Consider the following 21280-nt stretch of genomic DNA (forward strand, 5'->3'; position numbering starts at 1 on the left):
TCAGAGGATATGGAGCGCGTTTCATCCTCGATGAGCGACCCTCAAACGAACACCGCCACCGACTGCATGCCCATCATCACCGGCTCGCCGCGCGCGTTGCGCACCGACATGTACTGGCTGCTCGAACCGCGGGCCGCCTGATGCCCCTCGGCATCGATCCACCACCAGCCGTTCTCGGTTCGGGGTGTGTCGGTGAGCAGGTTGAACTGCCAGTTCATCGTGCTGACCGGGCCGGCTTTTTCCATCGCGCCCATCGCGGCGGGGGGCAGCGCGTCGGCGATCGCCATCAGTTCGGTAGAGCCGTCGAGCCGCCCGCGGTCGCGCAGCCGGTGCCAGTTGGCCAAGTGCACATCGCCGGTGCCCAGCACCAGCCGCTTGTCCGGATAATCGAATTGCGACGTGAAATATTCCGGCGGACCCGTGCGGGTCTTGCCATCCTCGGGGATCGGCGGCAGCGCGATGTCGGGGATCCGGTCGAAGGCGATACTGCTCTCTCGGCCGTTCATGAAGATGAAGCTGGCGATCAGCCCGATCCCGCTTTGGCTTCCCAGCTCGACCTGCACGAAGGCGGTGTTCCTGCCCCGCCGGAGCAGCCTCGGCCTGGCCGTCACCGTCTCGGCGATCGGTCCGACGAACGCGATCTGCCCGCTTTTCAGCGGCGGCAGATCGTCCGCGATGGTGCGCGCTGCCGCCAGCGCGATCGCGCTCGACAGCCCGCCATAAGCGGTGCGGCCTTGCATCCAGCCGGGAGGAATGTCGGCGGACAGATCGTTCGCGCCGAGACGGGCAAGAATATCGGCAAGGTTCATGAGGCCCGGTTTAACCGAGGCACGGCGCGCCGCAACCCCGCAAACCGCCGCCGTTCAGTCGAGCGCTTGGTTATGCGTCCCTTCCTCGGCGCGCTCGCGCTCCTCGGGCTTGCGTTCGTCGAACTTGGCCTTGAGCGCGTCCGGCACTCCCGCATCGAGTCGCTGCTTCGCCGCCGGGAAAATCTCTTCCTCTTCCTCGTCGATATGATGTTCGTAGCGATGGCGCATCTTCTTGAATGTCGCCATCCAGCCCGGACTCGACATCTCTATGTCCTCGAGCTCCTCAAGAAAATCGTCGATTTCCTTATGCTCGGACACCGAATGCTGGCCTTCCTCGCGCAGCTCCGGGTCCTGCAGCATCACCGCGTAGAGCGACTCTTCCTCCGCCGCCGCGTGGGCGCTCACCTCGATCCGGAACTGCTCGAAGCCTTCCCGCCGCTCGGCGCTGTCGCCGCTGGTATCGGCGAGCTTCGCGAGCATGTCGCGATGCAGATCGTGATCCTGCTTCAGGCGGTCGAAAATATCGGTCATGAAAATTCCTGTCGGTTCGGTCGACGCTTGCCGCGAACAACCGGAAACGGGGCGGGTTGGTTCCCGTTACGGTTCCGAAACGCTGCGGGTGTAGCGATGGAACGGGTGCAAGCGAGTCAGAAGCCGAGTCCTGAAGACCTTGGGCCGAGCCACCCGCGCTCGCGTTCGGGATCGTTCGGGCAAACCGCCCCCCGGGCGGTTGCTTCGTCCCGAAAAATGGTGGGCGTAGGAAGGATTGAACTTCCGACCCCCGCGATGTCAACACGGTGCTCTACCACTGAGCTATACGCCCATTTTCCGAGATTCGCGCCTCCGGGGAGGTCGATCGGTCGCCCTCTACCCAGTCGGGGCGGGGCGTTCAAGTGTCTAAATCAGGCCGCTCCTGCTCTCGCCCACGAACATGCGGTCGACCTCCAGCACCAGATCGCGCAGGTGGAACGGCTTGGACAACAATTTGGCGCGCGGCACCGCTTGTCCCGCGCGCAGCGTCACGCCGGAAAAGCCGGTGATGAACATCACCTGGGTGTCCGGGGAAACCTTGCCGCAATGCTGGGCGAGTTCGATGCCGTCCATTTCGGGCATGACGATATCGGTCAAGAGCAGGTCGAAGCGCTCGGCCTTGAGCAAGGGCAGCGCCGCGGTACCGCGGTCGACCGCGACCACCTCATAGCCGGATTTCTCCAGCGCCCGCGCCAGATAGGCGCGCATGGCGTCTTCGTCTTCGGCCAGCAGGATACGGATCGGATCGGACATGGATGGACGCTCTTCGGTAACGGGTCGAGGGCAACGGGTCGTGTCGGCGGGGGGCCTGACGCTGTCGTAACGGCCAGAAGTTTATTTTCTATGGCCGAATCGACCGCGCGCGATTGCGAAACGGCTGCGGCGTGCCTATCGCGGGAGACAATGGCGAATCGCGGCACCGAGGGCAGCTCCACTTATGCGGGCCACGCTCTGGACGATCCGGCCCGTCCGCTCCTGATCTCGGTGCCCCATGCCGGGCGCGACTATCCGCCCTCGCTGCTGGCGCGCTCACGCGTATCGCCCGCGGTGCTCCAGCGGCTCGAGGATCGCTATGTCGATCTGCTGGCGCGCGGAGCGATCGCGGCGGGCTTTTCGTGTATCGTCGCGCGGCGCCCGCGCGCCTGGATCGATCTCAACCGCTCGACCCGCGAGATCGACGTCGCAATGGTCGATGGACTTTCGGCCGAAGAGGTCGATCCGCCCAACGGCAAGGTGCGCGGCGGGCTCGGCCTGGTTCCGCGCTGGCTTGGCAACGGCGGCGAACTGTGGCGCGACCGGCTGATGCGCGCCGAACTCGACCAGCGCATCGCGCGCGATCATCAGCCCTATCATCGCCGGATCGCGGACGTGCTGGCGGCGATGACGGCGCGCTTCGGCGGCGCGGTGCTGCTCGATCTGCACAGCATGCCGAGCTTGCGCTTTCCCACGGTCGGCGCGCCGCAAATCGTGGTCGGCGATCGCTTCGGACGCAGCGCGTCGACGCGCTACGCATCGCTGGTGGCCGAACAGGCGCTGGGGCTGGAGGCGGCGCTCAACCATCCTTATCCGGGTGGCTATATCCTGGAACGTCATGGCGCGCCGGCGGCGAATATTCACGCGTTGCAGCTGGAAATCGACCGCACCCTCTATCTCGATCCGAGCGCGCGCGAGCCCGTGGCGGGCGCGGTGGCGGACATGTCGGACTGGGTGCTCGGCGTGGCGGAGCAGCTCGAACGGGAACTGATCGGTCGGGCCTGGCTCAACGCGGCGGAGTAGAAAGCCGCGGCCTGCTGTAAAAGGACCACCCCTTTCGGGGTGGCCAAGGCTCAGGGAGATGACGCCCGAAGGGCGCCCGACGGACAAGAGGGGGGATGCCCGTCGCGTTTTAAATGGCCATGGCGCGATTTGGTTTCAACGCCTCGTAGGGATAAAATGCAAAAATCGTGCCGAGCGCGGCGCAACGTTCAGCTCGGCCACATCCGGTGGAAATAGGGCATCTTGTCGATGAACATATGCTTCAGCGCGCCGAGCACGTGGAGCCCGATCAGGTAGATCATCGCGCCGCCGAAATTCTTGTGCACCGCCTCGATCAGTTCATGGCCGCTTTTGTCGGCGGTGACGGGCAGCGGCGGCACGGTGAACAGGCCGAACCAGTCGATCCCCTCGGCGCCTTGATGCGCCGAAACCAATAGCCAACCGGTCAGCGGGATCGCGATGATCAGAATGTAGAAGACCACCCGCAACGCGTTGGACAAAGATCGCTCCCACCGCCGCATTTCCTGAGGATAGGCCGGGCGCCGATGCGTGATCCGCCATGCGATCAAGAGGACGCTGAGCAGCAGCACGGTGATCCCGATAGCGGTGTGCGGACCCATCAGCGCGCCGCGCGCCGGGCCGCGCAGCCCCTCCGCATTTTCCGCGAGCACCAGATTGGCGATGACGAGCAGCGCGATTCCCCAGTGCAGGACGATCGCCACGGTGCTGAACCGCTCGAGCCCCGCTTTCGTCCGCACCGCCACGCCCGTCAGACCTGCGGCGCTTCGGTCACCTGCGGCATCTTGCCGAGCTGAACCTGGCGGGAGAACAGCTCGCGCATCAGCTGCAGCGAGAACAGATGGGCATAGATCAGCGGCAGCATGCCGTTCTGGTTCATCTTGCGCAGCTCGTCGCCGCGCAGATCTTTGAGCTTCTGCTCGTCGACCATGCCGAAGCCGCGATAGACGAACGGCTGCTCGACGCCGTTCTGCTGGATGGAGACTTCGCCGTCCATGATCAGGCCGGCCTTGTTCAGCTCTTCCATGAAGGCCTGGGTGCGCGCACCGGACTGCTCGAAATCCTCGCAGAATTTTAGGATATTCTTGGTCGCTTCGCTCGGCTGGCCGTCTTCGAACAGCTTGTCGCCCTCGTCGAAATCGCCGATCGCGCCCGCCTGCGGATCGAAGCACAGCGACAGCTCGTCGCTATCTTGCTGCAACCGCGCGAGCAGGAAGGGATAGCGGCGGATATAGGCGGGCAGATACACCGGCTGGTCGAGCTGGCCTTCGTCGTTGATAAAGGTGTTGACGCCCTCGTTCATGCCCATCAGCGCCAGCGGCACCGGCTGGTCGCCGGACGAAAAGATGATCGGATAGCTGCGCGAGCAGGGCACGAACTCGTCGACGGTGATCGGAATCGCATGCTGGTCGGACAGGAACTTGGCATCGTCGAGCCCACGCGTGCGCCAGCCGCCATGCTGCTCGCTGTTGAGCGGGATCAGATCCTTGTAGAACATCGGAAGATTATTGGGGGTCGGCGCGCTCGCCATGGCATCTGCTCCGTTAGGCAAAGGTGGCCGGCACGCGGCCCGAAAGGTTAGCCCGCGCCTTAAGAGCCGACGCGCCGCCGCGCAAGGGGAAGCGCGACACCGGGACAAAGCGCGCGGCGGGGTTGACGCGCAAGTTCACTCCCCGTTCAATAGCGGGCGATAAAAACAAGGACCGTAACCGGCAAGCAGGGATTCGAGGAACGATGTGATCTGGCAATGGCTCGCCATCTTGACGGCAAGCGCGGCGATGGGCGGGGAGATGCTCCCGCCCGAACCCGTGGCCGATCCCCGGATCGATACCGTTTCGCCAGGTCCGCGTCCCGTCTTTCAGATGCGCATCCAGCAGCGCGTGATTATCCGTGTACCGCGCCGTTCGTCCGATCGCGTGCAGCTTATGGCGACCGCTCCGGCGCGCACCCCTTCGCCGCCGCCCGAGCCGCCGCATTATGTCGAAAAGAAAATGAAGCAGTGCATCGCGGCGGACCAGATTGTCGGGATGACGCCGTCGCGCAGCCGCGCGCTCGACTTCGTCACGCGCGACCGCAAGCGCGTTCGCGCCTATCTCGATGGGGGATGCCTCGCCATGGATTTTCACGCGGGGCTGTATGTCGAGCGCAACAAGGACGGCAAGGTCTGCGCCGAGCGGGACGTGCTGATGGCGCGATCCGGCATGCGCTGCGAGATCGATCGGCTGCGCAGCGTGGAACTTGAACGGAAAAAATGAGGGCGCTCCCGCGCGGCGGGCGGGTTGAAATCGCGTCGCCTTGCCATCTGCCATCGCGCCGAGCCGCCATCCCGTTCCTGAGCGGTCCGTTCATGAGCGACCGGCCGCTGGGCCACGCCAAGCGGTCGCGCAATAGCCTCGCCGCGATCGGAAGGTCACAAAGGGCCCCATACGTCCCCCCCTTGTTCGGCCCCCGACGAACCGGTTCGGGACTTTCCGCGCCTGCCACCGGGAACGGCAGGGCGGGGCGGCGAGGATGCGAGAAACGGGCGAATCCATCATCGGTCTCCATGATCGGCGAACGCGGGACATAACATGAACACAAGCGTGTAGGAAAGGCGTATTCGGCGCCATCGCTTGACTAAGCCGCGCGCTTGCAGCATGGGCGGCGGCAGGACCGCGTGGCTGCTGACTACGGCAGCGCGCTAGTGGAAGCCCGGGCGATACTTGCTTCCCCGGCAGATATCAGGATCATGAATGACTTTCGCCGATCTCGGCCTTTCCGATGAACTTTTGAAGGCGGTCGACAAGGCCGGCTATACCGAGCCGACGCCGATCCAGGCGAGCGCGATTCCATCCGTGTTGATGATGCGCGATTTGATCGGCGTGGCGCAGACCGGTACCGGCAAGACTGCCAGCTTCGTGCTGCCGATGATCGATATTCTCGCCCAGGGCCGCAGCCGCGCGCGCATGCCCCGTTCGCTGATCCTCGAACCGACGCGTGAGCTTGCCGCGCAGGTCGCCGAAAATTTCGAGAAATATGGCGAGAACCACAAGCTCAACATGGCGCTGCTGATCGGCGGCGTGTCGATGGGCGACCAGATGAAGGCGCTCGAAAAGGGCGTGGACGTGCTGATCGCGACGCCGGGCCGACTCATGGACCTGTTCGACCGCGGCAAGATCCTGCTCAACGGTTGCGAATTGCTGGTGATCGACGAGGCCGACCGGATGCTCGACATGGGGTTCATCCCGGACATCGAGAGCATCTGTTCCAAGCTTCCGGCCACCCGCCAGACGCTGCTGTTCTCGGCGACGATGCCGGGGCCGATCAAGAAGCTGGCCGACAAGTTTCTGTCGAACCCCAAGCTGATCGAGGTCGCGCGCCCCGCCACCGCGGCGACCAATATCGATCAGCGCCTGGTCAAGGTTTCCTCGCGCACCAAGAAGGCGAAGCTGCGCGAATTGCTGGAGCAGGAAAAGGTGCAGACCGCGATCGTCTTCTGCAACCGGAAAACGACCGTGCGCGATCTCAACAAGGACCTCAGAAAGCGTGGATTTTCGAGCGGCGAGATTCACGGCGACATGGACCAGCCGGCCCGCATCGCCGAACTCAACCTGTTCAAGGACGGCAAGGTCAATATTCTCGTCGCCTCGGATGTCGCCGCCCGCGGCTTGGACGTCAAAGGCGTCAGCCATGTTTTCAACTATGACTGCCCCTGGCATCCGGACGATTATGTCCACCGCATCGGTCGCACCGGCCGCGCTGGCGCGAACGGCATCGCCTATACCTTTGTCACCCCCGATGACATGGAGGCGCTGGAGAGCATCGAGCAGTTGATCGGCACGACGATCGGGCGGGGGGAGGCTGGCGGCCGGGAAGCGGCTGGCGACGGGCCACCCCCGGCGGCTGCCGAAGCGCGGATCGGACAGGCTTCTGCCGATCTGGGAAAGCGCAAGTCAAGCGAGTCTGAACCCCGCCAGCCGCGCGCGCGCGGAAAGCAGGGCGCGGAACGCGAAAACCGCCCGCCCAATGAAAGCGCCGGGGTAGACAAAGCGCCCGTGCAAAAAATTTCGCAAGAGACGGTCGGGGAAAAAGAGCGTCGGCCGAGCCGAACAGCGGATCAAAGCTCCGATTGGAACGGTCCGGTACCGGAATTTCTAAGCGTCGGCATATAACGGGAATCGGAATTGGCGGGATCGCTTTATCGACAGGTCTTCTCCTGAGCGCCTTGCAGATTGTTGCAAATCGAAATCCCAAAAAAGGCGATTGTGTAGATTGCAAACCCATGCCCTCTGCTCGTCACCCCAGCGAAAGCTGGGGTCTCGGGCCGGATGGATAAGATGGCCGAGATGCCAGCTTTCGCTGGCATGACGAACAAAATCAGAAACGGAACTAGGGTCAAAACCTATTAAACTGTCTTCGTCATTCCGGAAACCACGGCCTCAAACGGCATCGGTTGCCGCCCTGATTTCCGGATCAAGCATCGCTAACGTAAAACCGATGTTTTCCGGGCGAAGCTACGTCGGAATGACGACTTATGGGTACTGAGCTAGATCGTTCCGGACTTCCGTCAGGCTAGGCTTGCAAAGGATATGACCGATAAAAAAAGGGAGCAAAAAATGCTCCCTTTTCCAACTGTTTATATCGATCTTCATGGACTGACGGGAACACCGTCATCGCCGCCACCATCATTATCGTTGTCATTATCGTCGTCGGTGGAGATAGCGATAATTGCTCCGATAATCCCGGCTAATACGAATATCCCGATAAGGATTTTCTTGTTGTCCCGTGAGCTATCGTTGGCAAGGCCATTATCTGCATAATCGGCCGTGGATGCCTGAGCTACAGCCGATGCCGACGCCTGCGCGATAGCCGGCGATGCCGTCATCGAAAGCATAGCCAAACCGGCAAAGACTTTTCCGAATTTCATATCAAATCTCCCCTTCATATTCCAACGCGATAATCGTTTTGCTTTTTGCAATCAACTCAGAAACGGTTGCAGTGCAACAAAGTTCCGTAACGGCTTTCAAGCCGGCTCCGCAAGCGTCCCGGATGCCAGGAATATCCTGTATCACGGTGCGGATCGATAAGCCGGCTTGCCGTTGACCCAGGTCTCCAGCAGTCTGGTTCCGCGTATTTCCGCGGGGCTGGCCAGCATCAGATCCCGGTCGATCAGGATGAAATCGGCGCGGTGACCGGGGGTCAGGCTGCCGATCTGGTTCTCGCCGAATTCCGCATAGGCCGCGCCAATGGTGAAGGCGGCGAGCGCCTGGGTTCGGCTCACCGCATCCTGCGGGCGCCATCCGCCGAACGGCTGGCCGTCCGGGCCGGTGCGCGAGATCGCGGCGGCGAACCCTGCAAAAGGATCGGGCGATTCGACCGGGAAATCCGATCCGAACGCCAGCTTGCCGCCATCGTTCAGGATCGTGCGCCAGGCATAAGCGCCTTCCAGCCGGTCCGGCCCCAGCCGCGCTTCGGCCATGATCCGGTCGCTGGTCTCATGGGTCGGCTGCATCGAGGAGATGATGCCATGCCGGCCCAGCCGCGGCAGGTCGGCGGGATCGACGATCTGCGCATGCTCGATCCGCCAGCGCCGGTCGCCCTTGTAGGTTTCGGACAATTCCTCGACCGCGCCGATCACCTCGGCATTGGCCGCGTCGCCGATCGCGTGGACCGCGGTCTGGAACCCGTCCATCGCCGCGCGGCTCATCAGATTGCGCAGCTCCGCGCTTTCCAGCATCGGCAGACCGGTCTGCCCCGGCGCATCGCTATAGGGCTTTTTGAGCCACGCGCCGCGGCTGCCCAGCGCGCCGTCGAGATAGAGTTTGAGGCCGACCAGCTTGAGCTTGTCGTCATAGAGCCACGGCGTCGGCTTCTGCCCGGCGATCAGCACCATCTGGTCCACGCCCCTGGCATAGGCCGCGACATGGACGTTGAGCCAGCCGGCATCGCCCGCGCGGCGATAGGCCTGCCAGTCCTCGATGGTGATGCCCATGTCGGCGGTGCCGGTGACGCCGTGGGACAGCAGCACCTTCTGCGCCTCGGCCAAAGCCAGATCGCGTTCGGCGGGCCGGGGCACGGGCACGAATTGCTCGATCAGCGCGGTCGCCTTGTCGACGAAGACGCCGCCCGGTTTGCCGCCGACCATTTCGATGCGGCCCCCATCGGGCGCCTTGGTCTGGGCGGTTACGCCGGCCTCGGCGATCGCGGCGCTGTTGGCCCAGCCGGCATGGCCGTCGACGCGCGCCAGCCAGACCGGGCGATCGGGCACCACCGCATCCAGTTCGGCGGCGGTGGGGAAGCGGCCCAGGCCCCATTTCTCCTGGTTCCAGCCGCTGCCGACGATCCACCGCCGTTCGGGATATTTGCGCGCATAGGCCGCGATCGCCGCCTGCGCTTCCTCGAGAGAATTGGTCTGCGACAGATCGAGCGTCAGCTGCTGGAAGCCCAGCTCCATGACATGGCCATGCGCGTCGATGAAGCCGGGCATCATCGTCTTGCCCTCGCCATCCTCGCGCCAGTCGAGTTCGCGCGGACGCTTGTCGCGGCGGTCGAGCAATTTCGTAACCTTGCCGTCCTGGTCGATCAGGATGCCGGTGAAGCGGATCAGCTGGCCGTCCTCGTCCAGCGTCATGCCGTTGACATTGTCATATAATCCGTCGGCCAGCGCAGGCGCGCTCAGCAGCGACGAGGCAAGCAGCAACGCGCCCGCGATTTTACCGGTCAATTTCAACGTCTCTCTCCGCTCTTGCCGAGCCGCCGTATGAGCGCGCTCGTGTCCTGCCGGTTGCCGCCCATGGCCTGAACCTCGGCATAATATTGGTCGACCGTGGCCGCGGTCGGCAGGCTGGCGCCGTTGCGCCGCGCCTCGTCCAGCGCCAGCCCCAGATCCTTGCGCATCCAGTCGATCGCGAAGCCGAAATCGAAATGGTCGTCGGCCATCGAATCCCAGCGATTGTCCATCTGCCAGCTCTGCGCCGCGCCGCCCGAGATCGCGTCCTTGACCTTGGCGAGATCGAGACTGCTCGCCTGCGCGAACCGCAATCCTTCGGACACGCCCGCGAGCACGCCCGCGATACAGATCTGGTTGACCATCTTGGTGGTCTGCCCCGCGCCGGGGCCGCCGACATGGACGATGCGCGCGGCATAGGCATCCATCACCGGCATGGCGCGCGCCATCGCCGCGTCCGGTCCGCCGCACATGATCGCCAGCTTGCCCTTTTCCGCGCCCGCCTGACCGCCCGAGACCGGCGCGTCGATGCTTTCGCAGCCCTGGCTTTGGAGCGTTTCGGACAGATGCCGCGCCAGATCGGCCGAAACCGTGCTGTGATCGACGAACAGCGCGCCTTCGGAAAGTCCCGCGAACGCGCCGTCATCGCCCCCATTCGAACCCAAAGTGACCGATTTCAGGTCGTCGTCATTGCCCACGCAGGTGAATACGAACTCGGCCCCCTCGGCGGCTTCACGCGGCGTGGCGGCTTTCGATCCGCCATACCGCTCCACCCAGGCATCGGCCTTGGACGCGGTGCGGTTGTAGACGGTGACCTGATGCCCGGCGGCGGCGAGATGCCCGGCCATGGGGAAGCCCATGACGCCGAGCCCGATAAATGCGGTTTTGCTCATGGACACGGACCCTAACGGGCGTTGCGCCCGAGGGCCAGACAGGATAGCCCGCGGTGATGAACGAGCAGTCGAAAATCAGCGCCGGGCAGAGCCTCACCGTCGAAGACGTCCGCGCCGCGCGCGAGCGCATTCGCGGCGCGGTAATCGAAACCGTCACCAGCTACAGCCGCACGCTGAGCGAGATCACCGGCGCGAACATTTACCTCAAATTCGAGAACCATCAGTTCACCGCCAGTTTCAAGGAGCGCGGGGCGCTCAACGCGCTGCTGCTGATGAGCGAGGAGCGCCGTTCCAAGGGGGTGATCGCGGCCTCGGCCGGCAATCACGCGCAGGGCCTCAGCTATCACGCCACGCGGCTCGGCATCCCCGCGACGATCGTGATGCCAGTGACCACGCCGGCGATCAAGGTGAAGCAGACCGAAAGCGTGGGCGGCAAGGTGGTGCTGTTCGGCGAGAAATTCGACGATGCCCATGCCCATGCCCGCCAACTCGAGCAGGAACAGGGGCTCGTTTTCGTGCACCCGTTCGACGATCCGGACGTGGCGGCAGGGCAGGGCACGATCGGGCTGGAGATGCTCGAGGCCTTCCCCGATCTCGACGTGCTGGTGGTGCCGATCGGCGGCGGCGGACTGATGTCCGGCATCGCCACCGCGGCGCGCGCGCTGAAGCCCGGGATCGAGCTGATCGGTGTCGAGGCCGAGCTTTACCCCTCCATGCACGGCGCGGTGAAAGGCGTTTCGGCCGAATGCGCGGGCGATACGCTGGCCGAGGGCATTGCCGTCAAGGAACCGGGCGTGCTCACCCGCAAGTGGATCGCCGAACTGGTCGACGACATATTGCTCGTCAGCGAACCCGATCTGGAGCGCGCGGTCAGCCTGCTGCTGCAGATCGAAAAGACCGTGGTGGAGGGCGCGGGCGCGGCCGGGTTTGCCGCGGTGCTGGCCAATCCAGACCGGTTCGCGGGCAAGAATGTCGGCCTCGTCCTGTGCGGCGGCAATATCGATACGCGGCTGCTCGCCAATGTGCTGATCCGCGATCTGGCGCGCTCGGGGCAGTTGTCGCGCCTGCGCATCACTCTGCAGGACCGGCCCGGCGCCCTGTTCAAGGTGATGCGGACCTTCGATGCGCACCGCGTGAACATCATCGAGATCTATCACCAGCGTATCTTCACCAACCTGCCTGCCAAGGGTCTGATTACCGATATCGAATGCGAAGCGCGCGACAAGCCGCAGCTCGACGCGCTGATCGAGGAACTGCACGACGAGGGCTATGCGGTGCACCGGGTGGAAATGGACTGAAGCGTTTATCGCAAACGCCGGAACGTGGTAAATCTCCTTTTCACAGGCACCATCAAGGCATAACATCAACCTTCTTCAGTCACCTTGTCAGGACGATCCGCCCCCGTGAGCGCACCGGTACGTTTTCCTCGATTCTTCCTCACCAATCCGGCGCCATGCCCTTATCTGCCGGACCGGACCGAGCGGAAGGTGTTTACCGAGCTGAACGGCGAACATGCCGACGAACTCAACGACGCGCTGGGCCGGATCGGTTTCCGCCGCAGCCAGAATGTGGCCTATCGGCCGAGCTGTGCGGACTGCCGCGCCTGCGTGTCGGTGCGCGTGATCGCAGCCAAGTTCGAGCCGGGAGCGACTCAGCGCAAGCTGATCCGCCGCAACGAGGATCTGCAGGTGTCCGCCTGCCGTCCCTGGTCGACCTCCGAACAATATGAACTGCTGCGCCGCTATCTGACCGCGCGCCATCCCGATGGCGGAATGAACGACATGGACGACATGGATTATGCCGACATGGTCGAGCAGACGCCGGTCAGCAGCTATGTCGTCGAATATCGCGAACCGGGCCTGGGCGGCCGGCCGGGCAAGCTGGTCGGCGCCTGCCTGACCGACCAGCAGTCGGACGGCCTGTCGATGATCTACAGCTTCTTCGATCCCGGGATCGAGGATCGCAAGGGGCTGGGCAATTACATCATTCTAGATCACATCATACGCGCGCGAGCGGCCAAGCTGCCCTACGTCTACCTCGGCTACTGGGTCGAAGGATCGGCGCGCATGCAATACAAGATCCGCTATCGTCCGCTCGAGCGGCTGGGCCCGGACGGCTGGGAACGGTTCGAACCCAGGGCCGGCTGAGCCGTCCGGCCTCGGTCGGATATTGTCTGGGATAGCGGTAACACAGCTACGCAATTGATAAAACGCACGTCGCTCCTGCGAAGGCATGAAGCCAATCGCGTGTCGGCAGGTCAGGGTGGGCTATCGATCCTGTTCGATGATGTCGGGGTACGCGGATCAACGACCTTAACCTGCCCGCGCTATACGGGCTCCTGCCTTCGCAGGAGCGACGCGGATATGTGGCGGCAAGGAAAAAACCCGCCGACTTTGCAGCCGACGGTTTTTTTATAATTCAACCTTGCGGAACGTCGCGATGAACCGTTTCAGCGGCCCTTGCGGATGATGCGCTTGTCGTGATGCCCCCGGCCGGTGACATATTCCTCGGTCACCGTGGTAGTGGTGGTCGAGGTCGTCTGGCCGGGGACCACGACCACGGTGGTCGCGGCGCCGGTATAGCCTTGCGGCTGGTAATAATAGCCCGGCGAGGCGCGATACCAGTAGCGATGGCCCTGCCAGCCATAGCCGCTGGGCGCGCCATAGCCCGCGTTGGATCCATGATTACCATAGGCATAGCCGCCCCGGCGATAAACCGGGCCGCGCCGTTCGCCGCGATAATAGCCGGGTGCCGGGCGTCCGCGATCCTCGGCCCGGTCGATCGCAGCGCCCGCGACCGCGCCGATACCGCCGCCGATCAAAGTGCCCGCAAGACGATTGCCGCGGCCCGCGATGACATTGCCGGCGACCCCGCCGGCGACCCCGCCGATGATCGCGCCGCCGACGCCGTTATCGCGGCGATACCCGTCATAGCCGGAAGGCGGGCCGTCATAATCGCCGGCGCCATCGGAGTACCGATCATGGCCTGCCATCGGTGCGGTGCGGTAATCGCCCTGGTAGGCCGGGGTCGCCGTGCCGGAAGTGCCATATTCGGTTTCGTAGCGCGGCTCGCCGACCGAGGTGCCGCGATAGCTGCCCTCATAGGCCCGGCCGTTTTCGTCGACATAGGTGCCTTGCCATTCGCCCTGATAGACCTGGCCCTGATCATCGACATAATTGCCAGTCCAAGTGCCGTCATAAACGCCGCTTTGGGCGTCCTGCTGCGAATAGACCCGGTCGTCCCAGTCATAGGCGCCATCGTCGTAGGAAGCGGTGGGCGCATATTCGGCGCCATAGGGTTGGTAATCCGGCGAGTCGGGAGCAGCCAATGCCGGCGCGGCCGCCATCAGCGCGGGGACCGCAATAGTCACATAAACAAGGCTTTTCATCTCGGGGGCACTCCTCGGCCAGATCACGATCAAAGGGGCGAACGTGCGATTTTGGTTAAGAGTTCCTTAGCATTTCTAGGGGGTTGGCGCCAGCATTCAGGCATGGGCCGCCGTTCCTGTCCCGTTTTGGCGCGGTTCATCGAACCGGCGCCCGTTCAGCCGGCCAGCGCCGCCGCGATCCGCCTGGCCAGACGCTCGCACCCGGCCGCGTCGTCGGTGTCGAAGCGTGCGGGATAGGGGCTGTCGATATCGATCACGCCGAGTAACCGTCCGTCATGGGCCAGCGGCACCACCAGCTCGGAGCGGCTGTCCGCATCGCAGGCGATATGCCCCTCGAACGCCCGGACGTCGTCCACGAGCTGCGTCTTGCGGGTTCGCGCCGCCGCCCCGCATACGCCTTGGCCGATCGGGATGCGGATGCAGGCGGCCTTGCCCTGGAACGGCCCGAGCACGAGCTCGCCCTCGACCAGCCGGTAGAAGCCGGTCCAGTTCACGTCCGGCAGGAACTGCCACAGCAGCGCGGCGACATTGGCCATGTTGGCGATCGCATCGGGCTCGCCGTCGACGAGCGCTCCGGCGGCGCGGACGATCTCGTCCCAACGCTCAATAGTTGGAGTATCCGGGTTAATTTCAAAAGCGAACATGGCGTTCCTTACCAGAGGTCGTCATCCGGACTTGATCCGGGATCCAGGGCGAGATGGCACTGCCGCTGGGCCCTGGATTCCGGGTCAAGCCCGGAATGACGTATGGTTGAAAAAGTTCTTCTCAATCCAGCCGCACGCGGCCGCGCTTCTGCTTCACGGCGGCGCGCTTCTTCTTGCCGTCCACCCGCCGCGCCTTGGCCGCGCGGCTGGGCTTGGTCTTGCGGCGCTTGGGGTCGCGGTGATGAGCCTTGGCCAGCAGTGCCTCGAGCCGCCGCCGGGCTTCCTCGCGATTGGCCTCGCGCGTGCGGTGGGTGCGCGCGGTGATCACGAGCACCCCGTCCTTGGTCAGCTTGGAGCCCGCCAGATCCTTGAGCTGGCGATAGGCAAAAGGCTGCAGGCCCAGCGCGAAGACGTTGACCCTGAGCTGCGCGGCGGTCTCGACCTTGTTGACGTTCTGCCCGCCCGGACCGGATCCGGCGAGAAAGCTTTCGTCGATATGTTCTTCAGGAACGCGCATCGGCTGGTGCGGCGGTGGGTTCGGGTTCGATTGCCGGTTCCGGATCGGCGAAGCCCTGTTGCAGAAAGATCGCGGGCAGCGGAGCGCGTGCCGCGATCGGCGGCTTGCCCTCGCGCGGCACCCGGATCGCGCTGGCATGGAGCAACGTCTGCGTGCCCTCTCCATAAACCGGATCGCCCATCAACGGAATGCCCAAGCCGTAAAGTGCGTGCGCGCGGAGCTGGTGAGTGCGGCCGGTTTCGGGGCGAAATTCGATCAGCGCCTTGCCGCCGGATTCTGCGACCGTGCGCCAGTGCGTCACCGCGGACTTGCCCGTCTCTGCCGCGATCATCCGCCAGCCGCGCTCCTTCGAGCTCTGCTTGGCCAGCGCCAGCGCGATCGTGCCTTCGCGCCGTTCCGGAATTCCGTCGAGAATGCCGAGATAGACTTTTTCGACCGTCCCGTCCTCGAACGCCTTGGCGAAGCGCGCATGGGCCTTGGGATGGCGCGCGAGCAGCAGGCAGCCGGAGGTATCGCGATCCAGCCGGTGCACCGCCGTCGGCTCGCGGTGAAAGCCGAAACGCAGCGCGCCGAGCATCGAAACGAGGCTGAAGCCGCCGCGCTTGGGCGTATCGACATCGAGCCCGGCGGGCTTGTCGACGACGAGCGCCTCGCCATCGATGAACAGGGTTTCGGGGACTTCGATCACCTGCCGCAGGTGGCAGGTGATCGTGCCATGTTCAAGCGCTGTGACTGTTTCAGCCGGTCAGCTTCGCCGCCGTATTCGCCACCTTTTTGCCCAGATAGACCGCGCCGGCCAGATCCTTGTCGCTCGGCTGGCGGCTGCCGTCGCCGCCCGCGATGGTGCTGGCGCCATAGGGCGAATTGCCGTGGACCGCGCTCAGATCGAGCTGGCCGTCGAAGCCGTAATCGAGCCCGACGATGGTCATGCCCTGATGGAGCAGATTGGTGATGATCGAAAACAAGGTGGTCTCCTGCCCGCCATGCTGGCTGGCGGTGGAGGTGAACGCCGCGCCGACCTTGCCGATCAGTGCGCCCTTTTGCCACAGCCCCCCGGTCTGGTCCCAGAAGGCGGCCATCTGGCTGGCCATCCGGCCGTAACGCGTGGGGGAGCCGACGAGGATGGCGTCATAGTCAGCCAGTTCCCCCACTTCGGCGAGCTCATGACTCTCGTCGTGCCGGAAGCCTGCCGTCTTTACCACCTCGTCCGGCGCGGTTTCGGGTACGCGTTTGATGCTGACATCGGCGCCCGCATCGCGCGCGCCTTCGGCGATGGCTTCGGCCAGTTTGCCGGTGTGACCATAAGAAGAATAATAAAGGACGAGAATTCTGCTCATGGGCCGGCTTTCTGTCGGAAAAATGAAGCGGATACCGCGGGCGATCACCAGGTACCGGCCCGACATCCCGCGGGGGGGGAGGGTGGGAGGGGGATAACGGACCGGAACTCTGGATGCTGCAGACCATGACGGTCTCGCATGGGCTCAACGCCTCGTTCTCCGGATCGGTGCCACCACCGGTCACCGCTCCGCCGCGCGCATGGAACGTCTCGCCGATTAGGCGACGACGCCCCGCGCCGGGACGAAAATCGGCAGGATGCTACCGGTCCTGTGCGCTGCGCGATTCGTGCAATGCCGCCTCGTGCAATGCCCGCGTGCGGCGCGCGGCTTTGAGGTGCGGGATGTCATACATCTTGCCGTCGATCCCCACGGTGCCGGCATCGGGCTGCGCTTCGAACGCGGTGATAAGCCGGGCGGCGAAGGCGACCTCTTCGTCGCCGGGTGTAAAACTCTCGTTGATCCCGGCGACCTGCGCGGGGTGGATGGCTAGGCGCCCGGTGAACCCCTCGGCGCGGGCGGCGCGGGAGGTGGCGCGCAAGCCCTCGTCGTCGCGGAAATCGGCGTGCAGCGTCTCGATCGCGGGCACGCCGGCCGCGTGCGCCGCCATCAATGTCAGCGAGCGCACCATCCGATAGGTGAAGGCCCATGTTCCGTCCGCGTCGCGATTGCCGCTGGCGCACAGCGCCGCCGACAGGTCCTCGGCACCCCAGGTGAGGCCCGCCAGCCGGTCCAGCTTCGCGTCGGCGAACGCGCCGAGCGAAAACGGCGCGCGCGCGGTCTCGGTGGCGACCGGCAGGATGCGGATCGCGCCCGGCTCCAGCCCCGCCTGCGCCTCCAGCGCGTCGCAATAATGCGAAAGCGTGCGCACATCGTCCGGCCCGTCGGTCTTGGGTTGCACGATGCCGTCCGGCTCCACCGCGACGATCGCGGCGAGATCGGCGAGGGTCAGCCCGCTACCCAGCGGATTGACGCGCACCCAGATTTGCAAGGGCCGTTCGGCTTTCGGCCGTGCCCGCAGAAACTCGGCGACGAGAGTCCGGGCCGCGTCCTTGTTGGCGGGCGCGACGGCATCTTCCAGATCGAGGATCACCGCGTCGGCGCCGCAGCCATCGACCTTGCCCAGCTTCTTTTCGCTATCGCCGGGGACGAACAAAAAGGACCGCAGCGGTATCATTCGGTCGGTCCCTTGTGCTGCAACCCGGTGCGCCTGCACGAGGCGACCAGCGTGCCGTCCTGATTGAACGCGCGGTGGACAAAGGTGACGATCCCCGCGCTCGGCCGCGATTTGGATTCGCGCTTGTCGACGACCTCGGTCTGGATTGTCAGCGTGTCGCCGACGAACACCGGCGCCGGAAAGCGCACCTCGTCCCAGCCCAGATTGGCGACCGCGGTGCCGAGCGTGGTGTCGCCCACCGACACCCCGACCATCAGGCCCAGCGTGAACGTGCTGTTGACCAGCACGCGGCCGTAATCGCTGGTCTTCATATATTCGGCGTCGAGATGAAGCGCGGCCGGGTTGTGGGTGAGCGTGGTGAACAGCAGGTTGTCGGTCTCGGTCACCGTGCGACGCATGGCATGATCGAAGATCTGCCCCACTTCGAGCTCGTCGAACCACAGGCCGGCCATCGCTGTCTCTCCATACATCCAGGGCGAACCGAGTGCGGCAAACGGCGGGCGGCTGTCAACCGCGCGAGTTTCCCAGGTAGCGCGCCCGTTCGAATTCGCCGGGCCGCGGCGCCGGGCCGAAAGGCGCCGTCAGGGCTTGTTGCGAACGAAACCGCCTTGTTGCGATCGGAAGTTCCTGAAGGGCCGTATACGTCCCCCCCTTCTTCGCTCCCCGCCGAAGCGGACCGGGACGGCGCGTCTGCCACCGGAAACGGCGAACGGGAGGGGAAAGATGCGACAAGCGGGCGAATCCATGATCGGTATCCATGATCGGGGGCTCCATGATTCGGTGAGCGTGGAACATATCATGAATATGGCCGTGTAGGAAAGGCGATAAGGGGACCGGTGGCGGGACGGTTCGAAGTTCGCGATCGTTGCGGAAGATTATTCCACCGTCACGGACTTCGCCAGGTTGCGCGGCTGGTCGACGTCGGTGCCCTTGGCCACCGCGACATGATAGGCGAGCAGCTGCACCGGCACCGCATAGATCAACGGCGCGATCAGCGGGTGGACGCCGGGCATCTCGATCGTCGCCAGCGCGCCGTCGCCCGCCTCGGCGATGCCTTGCGCGTCGGAGATCAGCACGATCTTGCCGCCGCGCGCGGCGACTTCCTGCATGTTGCTGACGGTCTTGTCGAACAGCGGCCCCGAAGGCGCGATCACGATCACCGGCACCGCCTCGTCGATCAGCGCGATCGGCCCGTGTTTCATCTCGCCCGCGGCATAGCCCTCGGCGTGGATATAGCTGATTTCCTTCAGCTTCAACGCGCCCTCCATCGCCATCGGATAGTCCGGGCCGCGCCCGAGATAGAGCACGTCGCGCGCCGGCGCGATCAGCGGGGCGATCGCCGCAATCGCCGCGTCGCGGCTCAGCGCGTCGTTCATCGCCGCCGGAGCCTCCTGCAGATGCGCGACGATCGCTTTTTCTTCCTCGGCGGACATGCGGCCTTTGACGCGCGCGAAATGCGCGGCCAGCGCGGCGAGCACGGCGAGCTGGCAGGTGAAGGCCTTGGTCGACGCCACGCCGATCTCCGGCCCCGCATGGGTCGGCAGCAGCAGGTCGGCTTCGCGCGCCATGGTGCTGGTCGGCACGTTGACGACGACGGCGATCTTCTGCCCCTCGGCGCGGGCATGGCGCAGCGCGGCGAGCGTGTCGGCGGTCTCGCCCGACTGACTGATGAACAGCGCCAGGCCGCCCGGCTCCATGATCGGTTCGCGATAGCGGAATTCGGAGGCGACATCGATATCGACCGGCACGCGCGCGAACCGCTCGAACCAGTATTTGGCGACCATTCCGGCATAATAGCTGGTGCCGCAGGCGACGATGGTGACGCGGCGGATCGCCGAGACGTCGAACTGGATATCGGGCAGCGCGACGATATTTTCCAGCGGGCGTAAATAGGAGCCGAGAGTCTGCGCGACGACGGTGGGCTGTTCGAAAATCTCCTTTAGCATGAAATGGCGATAATGGCCCTTTTCGATCGCGCCCGCGGTCACGCCGCTGTCGACGAATTCGCGCTCCACCGGTTGGTCCCGCTCGTCGAAGATACGGATATCGCCGCGCCGCACGACCACGCGGTCGCCCTCCTTGAGATAGGCGATGCTGCGCGTCAGCGGGGCCAGCGCCAACGCGTCCGATCCGAGATAGGCCTCGCCCTCGTCATCGCCCTCGCCGCGTCCGACCACCAGCGGCGAGCCGAGCCGCGCGCCGATCATCAGGTCATCATGGTCGCGGAACAATATGGCGAGCGCGAACGCGCCTTCGAGCCGGGGCAGGACGGCCTCGACCGCTTCCTGCGGCGATTTTCCGGCCTCGACCTGTTCGGCGATCAGATGCACCACCACCTCGGTATCGGTCTGGCTCGCGAAGCTGCGCCCGCGCGCTTCAAGCTCGCGGCGCAGCGGTTTGAAATTTTCGATGATGCCATTGTGGACCACCGCGACACCGTTCGAGGCATGCGGATGCGCATTGTCGACGGTCGGCGCGCCATGGGTGGCCCAGCGCGTGTGCGCAATCCCGGCGGAACCGGATGCAGGCTCGCCCGCCAGCTTGGCGGTCAGGTTCCTGAGCTTGCCCTCGGCTCGGCGCCGCTCGAACCGGCCGTCGTGCACGGTACAGATGCCCGCCGAATCATAGCCGCGATATTCGAGCCGCTTCAGCCCGTCGACCAGCCGGTCGGCCACGTCGTCCTTGCCCAATATTCCGATGATGCCGCACATGGTGAATACGCTTTCGTCAGAGTGTGTAAGGTACGCGGATGCCCGGCATATTGGCGGAGAAATCCTTGGTATTTCGCGTCACGAGAACCCTGCCGCGCAGCATCGCCGTGGCCAGTATGATCGTGTCGGGCGTTTTCAATCTTGGCCTGTCGCGGCGCAGAACGGCGGCGCGCTCGGCAATTTCCGCGTCGATCTCATCGACCCCGAAGCCCGACAAAAATATTTCCGCCCTGCGCAATGCCTCCACCGATCCTTTGGAAAGCACCTCGATCCAGACCATTCGGCTGACCCAGGCGCGCTGGCCGCTGGCGGTTGCGCGGCGTATTTCCACGCGCGCGCGATCATAGCCTGCCAATGCATCGATCAGGATATTGGAATCAAGCGAATAACCGCTCATCAGGAGGCGGGTTTTCGAGGCTCGGGATAGCGGCCCGCCAGCATGTCGAGATGGATTTGCCGCTGGCGATCATCCTCTTGATCGAAAAGGTCCGGAAACTCAGCCCTGACCTCCTCATAATCATCGTCCCAAGGCCGGGTCCAGGAGGCACGTTCGCGGCGCTGCCAATCCACCGCGTCACCGATGTCGTCACGCTCTTTCCATGCGCCGAAGCCAGTTTCCAGCCAGTCGAGCGGGGCCTCGGCGCGGTAGGCCGAGACCGCCTCGCGCAGAATCGAGGCACGGCTTTTGCCTTGCTCGGAGGCAAGGCTATCGAGCCATTTGATATCTTCCTCGGGCAGGTCAGCAAGAATACGCGTCATGATATGACGATATCATATCATGATATCGTGTCAAGTAT

Annotated in this window: 23 protein-coding genes and 1 tRNA gene; 5 read left to right on the top strand and 19 right to left on the bottom strand. The window is 64.4% G+C overall.

The features are described 5' to 3' along the window. Nucleotides 1-41: 41 nt before the first annotated feature. From ACOQPC_RS02035 to cpdR, 4 genes are all read right to left on the bottom strand, one after another. The gene (locus tag ACOQPC_RS02035) at nucleotides 42-809 is read right to left on the bottom strand and encodes a thioesterase family protein (protein ID WP_420607009.1); all 768 of its coding nucleotides are present in this window, start codon (nucleotides 807-809) and stop codon (nucleotides 42-44) included. Between the two features lie 54 nt (nucleotides 810-863). Continuing rightward, complete coding sequence (locus ACOQPC_RS02040) at nucleotides 864-1340, bottom strand: hemerythrin domain-containing protein (protein WP_420607010.1); 477 nt, start codon at nucleotides 1338-1340, stop codon at nucleotides 864-866. Nucleotides 1341-1557: 217 nt separating this feature from the next. Beyond that, nucleotides 1558-1632 (bottom strand) — tRNA-Val (locus ACOQPC_RS02045). Nucleotides 1633-1706: 74 nt separating this feature from the next. Continuing rightward, nucleotides 1707-2093 (bottom strand): cell cycle two-component system response regulator CpdR, encoded by a 387-nt coding sequence (cpdR, locus tag ACOQPC_RS02050; RefSeq protein ID WP_420607011.1) that lies wholly within the window; start codon nucleotides 2091-2093, stop codon nucleotides 1707-1709. A 150-nt stretch (nucleotides 2094-2243) separates the two neighbouring features. Here cpdR and ACOQPC_RS02055 point away from each other — a divergent pair, with 150 nt between their 5' ends. Then, entirely contained in the window at nucleotides 2244-3116 is an 873-nt protein-coding gene (locus ACOQPC_RS02055) for an N-formylglutamate amidohydrolase (protein WP_420607012.1), read from the top strand. Between the two features lie 188 nt (nucleotides 3117-3304). Here the strand turns inward: ACOQPC_RS02055 and ACOQPC_RS02060 are convergent, their stop codons facing one another. Continuing rightward, entirely contained in the window at nucleotides 3305-3853 is a 549-nt protein-coding gene (locus ACOQPC_RS02060) for a cytochrome b (protein ID WP_420607013.1), read from the bottom strand. A gap of 11 nt (nucleotides 3854-3864) precedes the next feature. Beyond that, the gene (locus ACOQPC_RS02065; protein ID WP_420607014.1) at nucleotides 3865-4644 is read right to left on the bottom strand and encodes a SapC family protein; all 780 of its coding nucleotides are present in this window, start codon (nucleotides 4642-4644) and stop codon (nucleotides 3865-3867) included. Nucleotides 4645-4849: 205 nt separating this feature from the next. Here ACOQPC_RS02065 and ACOQPC_RS02070 point away from each other — a divergent pair, with 205 nt between their 5' ends. After that, nucleotides 4850-5368 carry a hypothetical protein gene (locus ACOQPC_RS02070; protein ID WP_420607015.1) on the top strand — a complete coding sequence of 173 codons (519 nt, stop codon included), beginning with the start codon at nucleotides 4850-4852 and terminating at the stop codon, nucleotides 5366-5368. Between the two features lie 477 nt (nucleotides 5369-5845). After that, nucleotides 5846-7264 carry a DEAD/DEAH box helicase gene (locus ACOQPC_RS02075; protein ID WP_420607016.1) on the top strand — a complete coding sequence of 473 codons (1419 nt, stop codon included), beginning with the start codon at nucleotides 5846-5848 and terminating at the stop codon, nucleotides 7262-7264. A 476-nt stretch (nucleotides 7265-7740) separates the two neighbouring features. On the opposite strand, the gene ACOQPC_RS02080 is transcribed toward ACOQPC_RS02075, so the two are convergent. From ACOQPC_RS02080 to ACOQPC_RS02090, 3 genes are all read right to left on the bottom strand, one after another. After that, the gene (locus ACOQPC_RS02080; protein WP_420607017.1) at nucleotides 7741-8019 is read right to left on the bottom strand and encodes a hypothetical protein; all 279 of its coding nucleotides are present in this window, start codon (nucleotides 8017-8019) and stop codon (nucleotides 7741-7743) included. Nucleotides 8020-8160: 141 nt separating this feature from the next. Further along, nucleotides 8161-9816 carry an amidohydrolase gene (locus ACOQPC_RS02085; protein ID WP_420607018.1) on the bottom strand — a complete coding sequence of 552 codons (1656 nt, stop codon included), beginning with the start codon at nucleotides 9814-9816 and terminating at the stop codon, nucleotides 8161-8163. 2 nt (nucleotides 9817-9818) lie between these two features. Then, nucleotides 9819-10712, bottom strand: a complete 894-nt coding sequence (locus ACOQPC_RS02090; RefSeq protein WP_420607019.1) for an NAD(P)-dependent oxidoreductase — start codon at nucleotides 10710-10712, stop codon at nucleotides 9819-9821. Nucleotides 10713-10768: 56 nt separating this feature from the next. Between ACOQPC_RS02090 and ACOQPC_RS02095 the strand changes: the two genes are divergently transcribed. Both ACOQPC_RS02095 and ACOQPC_RS02100 read left to right on the top strand, forming a co-directional pair. Next, nucleotides 10769-12010 carry a threonine ammonia-lyase gene (locus ACOQPC_RS02095; RefSeq protein ID WP_420607020.1) on the top strand — a complete coding sequence of 414 codons (1242 nt, stop codon included), beginning with the start codon at nucleotides 10769-10771 and terminating at the stop codon, nucleotides 12008-12010. A 105-nt stretch (nucleotides 12011-12115) separates the two neighbouring features. Further along, the gene (locus ACOQPC_RS02100) at nucleotides 12116-12859 is read left to right on the top strand and encodes an arginyltransferase (RefSeq protein ID WP_420607021.1); all 744 of its coding nucleotides are present in this window, start codon (nucleotides 12116-12118) and stop codon (nucleotides 12857-12859) included. A gap of 302 nt (nucleotides 12860-13161) precedes the next feature. Here the strand turns inward: ACOQPC_RS02100 and ACOQPC_RS02105 are convergent, their stop codons facing one another. The 10 genes from ACOQPC_RS02105 to ACOQPC_RS02150 form a co-directional block, all read right to left on the bottom strand. Next, complete coding sequence (locus tag ACOQPC_RS02105; RefSeq protein ID WP_420607022.1) at nucleotides 13162-14082, bottom strand: glycine zipper 2TM domain-containing protein; 921 nt, start codon at nucleotides 14080-14082, stop codon at nucleotides 13162-13164. 173 nt (nucleotides 14083-14255) lie between these two features. Then, nucleotides 14256-14744: a GAF domain-containing protein gene (locus ACOQPC_RS02110; protein WP_420607023.1), complete on the bottom strand. Its 489-nt coding sequence runs from the start codon at nucleotides 14742-14744 to the stop codon at nucleotides 14256-14258. Nucleotides 14745-14865: 121 nt separating this feature from the next. Further along, the gene (arfB, locus tag ACOQPC_RS02115) at nucleotides 14866-15261 is read right to left on the bottom strand and encodes an alternative ribosome rescue aminoacyl-tRNA hydrolase ArfB (protein ID WP_420607024.1); all 396 of its coding nucleotides are present in this window, start codon (nucleotides 15259-15261) and stop codon (nucleotides 14866-14868) included. Then, complete coding sequence (locus tag ACOQPC_RS02120; protein ID WP_420608043.1) at nucleotides 15248-15946, bottom strand: RluA family pseudouridine synthase; 699 nt, start codon at nucleotides 15944-15946, stop codon at nucleotides 15248-15250. The genes arfB and ACOQPC_RS02120 overlap by 14 nt, the downstream gene beginning before the upstream one ends. Nucleotides 15947-15998: 52 nt before the next feature. Next, the gene (wrbA, locus tag ACOQPC_RS02125) at nucleotides 15999-16598 is read right to left on the bottom strand and encodes an NAD(P)H:quinone oxidoreductase (protein ID WP_420607025.1); all 600 of its coding nucleotides are present in this window, start codon (nucleotides 16596-16598) and stop codon (nucleotides 15999-16001) included. 259 nt (nucleotides 16599-16857) lie between these two features. After that, the gene (locus ACOQPC_RS02130; RefSeq protein ID WP_420607026.1) at nucleotides 16858-17772 is read right to left on the bottom strand and encodes an HpcH/HpaI aldolase/citrate lyase family protein; all 915 of its coding nucleotides are present in this window, start codon (nucleotides 17770-17772) and stop codon (nucleotides 16858-16860) included. Further along, a complete protein-coding gene (locus ACOQPC_RS02135) occupies nucleotides 17769-18224 on the bottom strand; it encodes a MaoC family dehydratase (protein ID WP_420607027.1) in 456 nt (151 codons plus the stop codon). Before ACOQPC_RS02135 ends, ACOQPC_RS02130 begins: the two co-directional genes overlap by 4 nt. Before the next feature lie 423 nt (nucleotides 18225-18647). Next, complete coding sequence (gene glmS, locus ACOQPC_RS02140; RefSeq protein ID WP_420607028.1) at nucleotides 18648-20483, bottom strand: glutamine--fructose-6-phosphate transaminase (isomerizing); 1836 nt, start codon at nucleotides 20481-20483, stop codon at nucleotides 18648-18650. Between the two features lie 16 nt (nucleotides 20484-20499). Then, nucleotides 20500-20880 carry a PIN domain-containing protein gene (locus ACOQPC_RS02145; protein WP_420607029.1) on the bottom strand — a complete coding sequence of 127 codons (381 nt, stop codon included), beginning with the start codon at nucleotides 20878-20880 and terminating at the stop codon, nucleotides 20500-20502. After that, a complete protein-coding gene (locus ACOQPC_RS02150; RefSeq protein WP_420607030.1) occupies nucleotides 20880-21242 on the bottom strand; it encodes a ribbon-helix-helix protein, CopG family in 363 nt (120 codons plus the stop codon). The genes ACOQPC_RS02145 and ACOQPC_RS02150 overlap by 1 nt, the downstream gene beginning before the upstream one ends. Nucleotides 21243-21280 lie beyond the last annotated feature (38 nt).

The organism is Novosphingopyxis sp. (assembly GCF_965218915.1).
Classification (GTDB): Bacteria; Pseudomonadota; Alphaproteobacteria; order Sphingomonadales; family Sphingomonadaceae; genus Novosphingopyxis.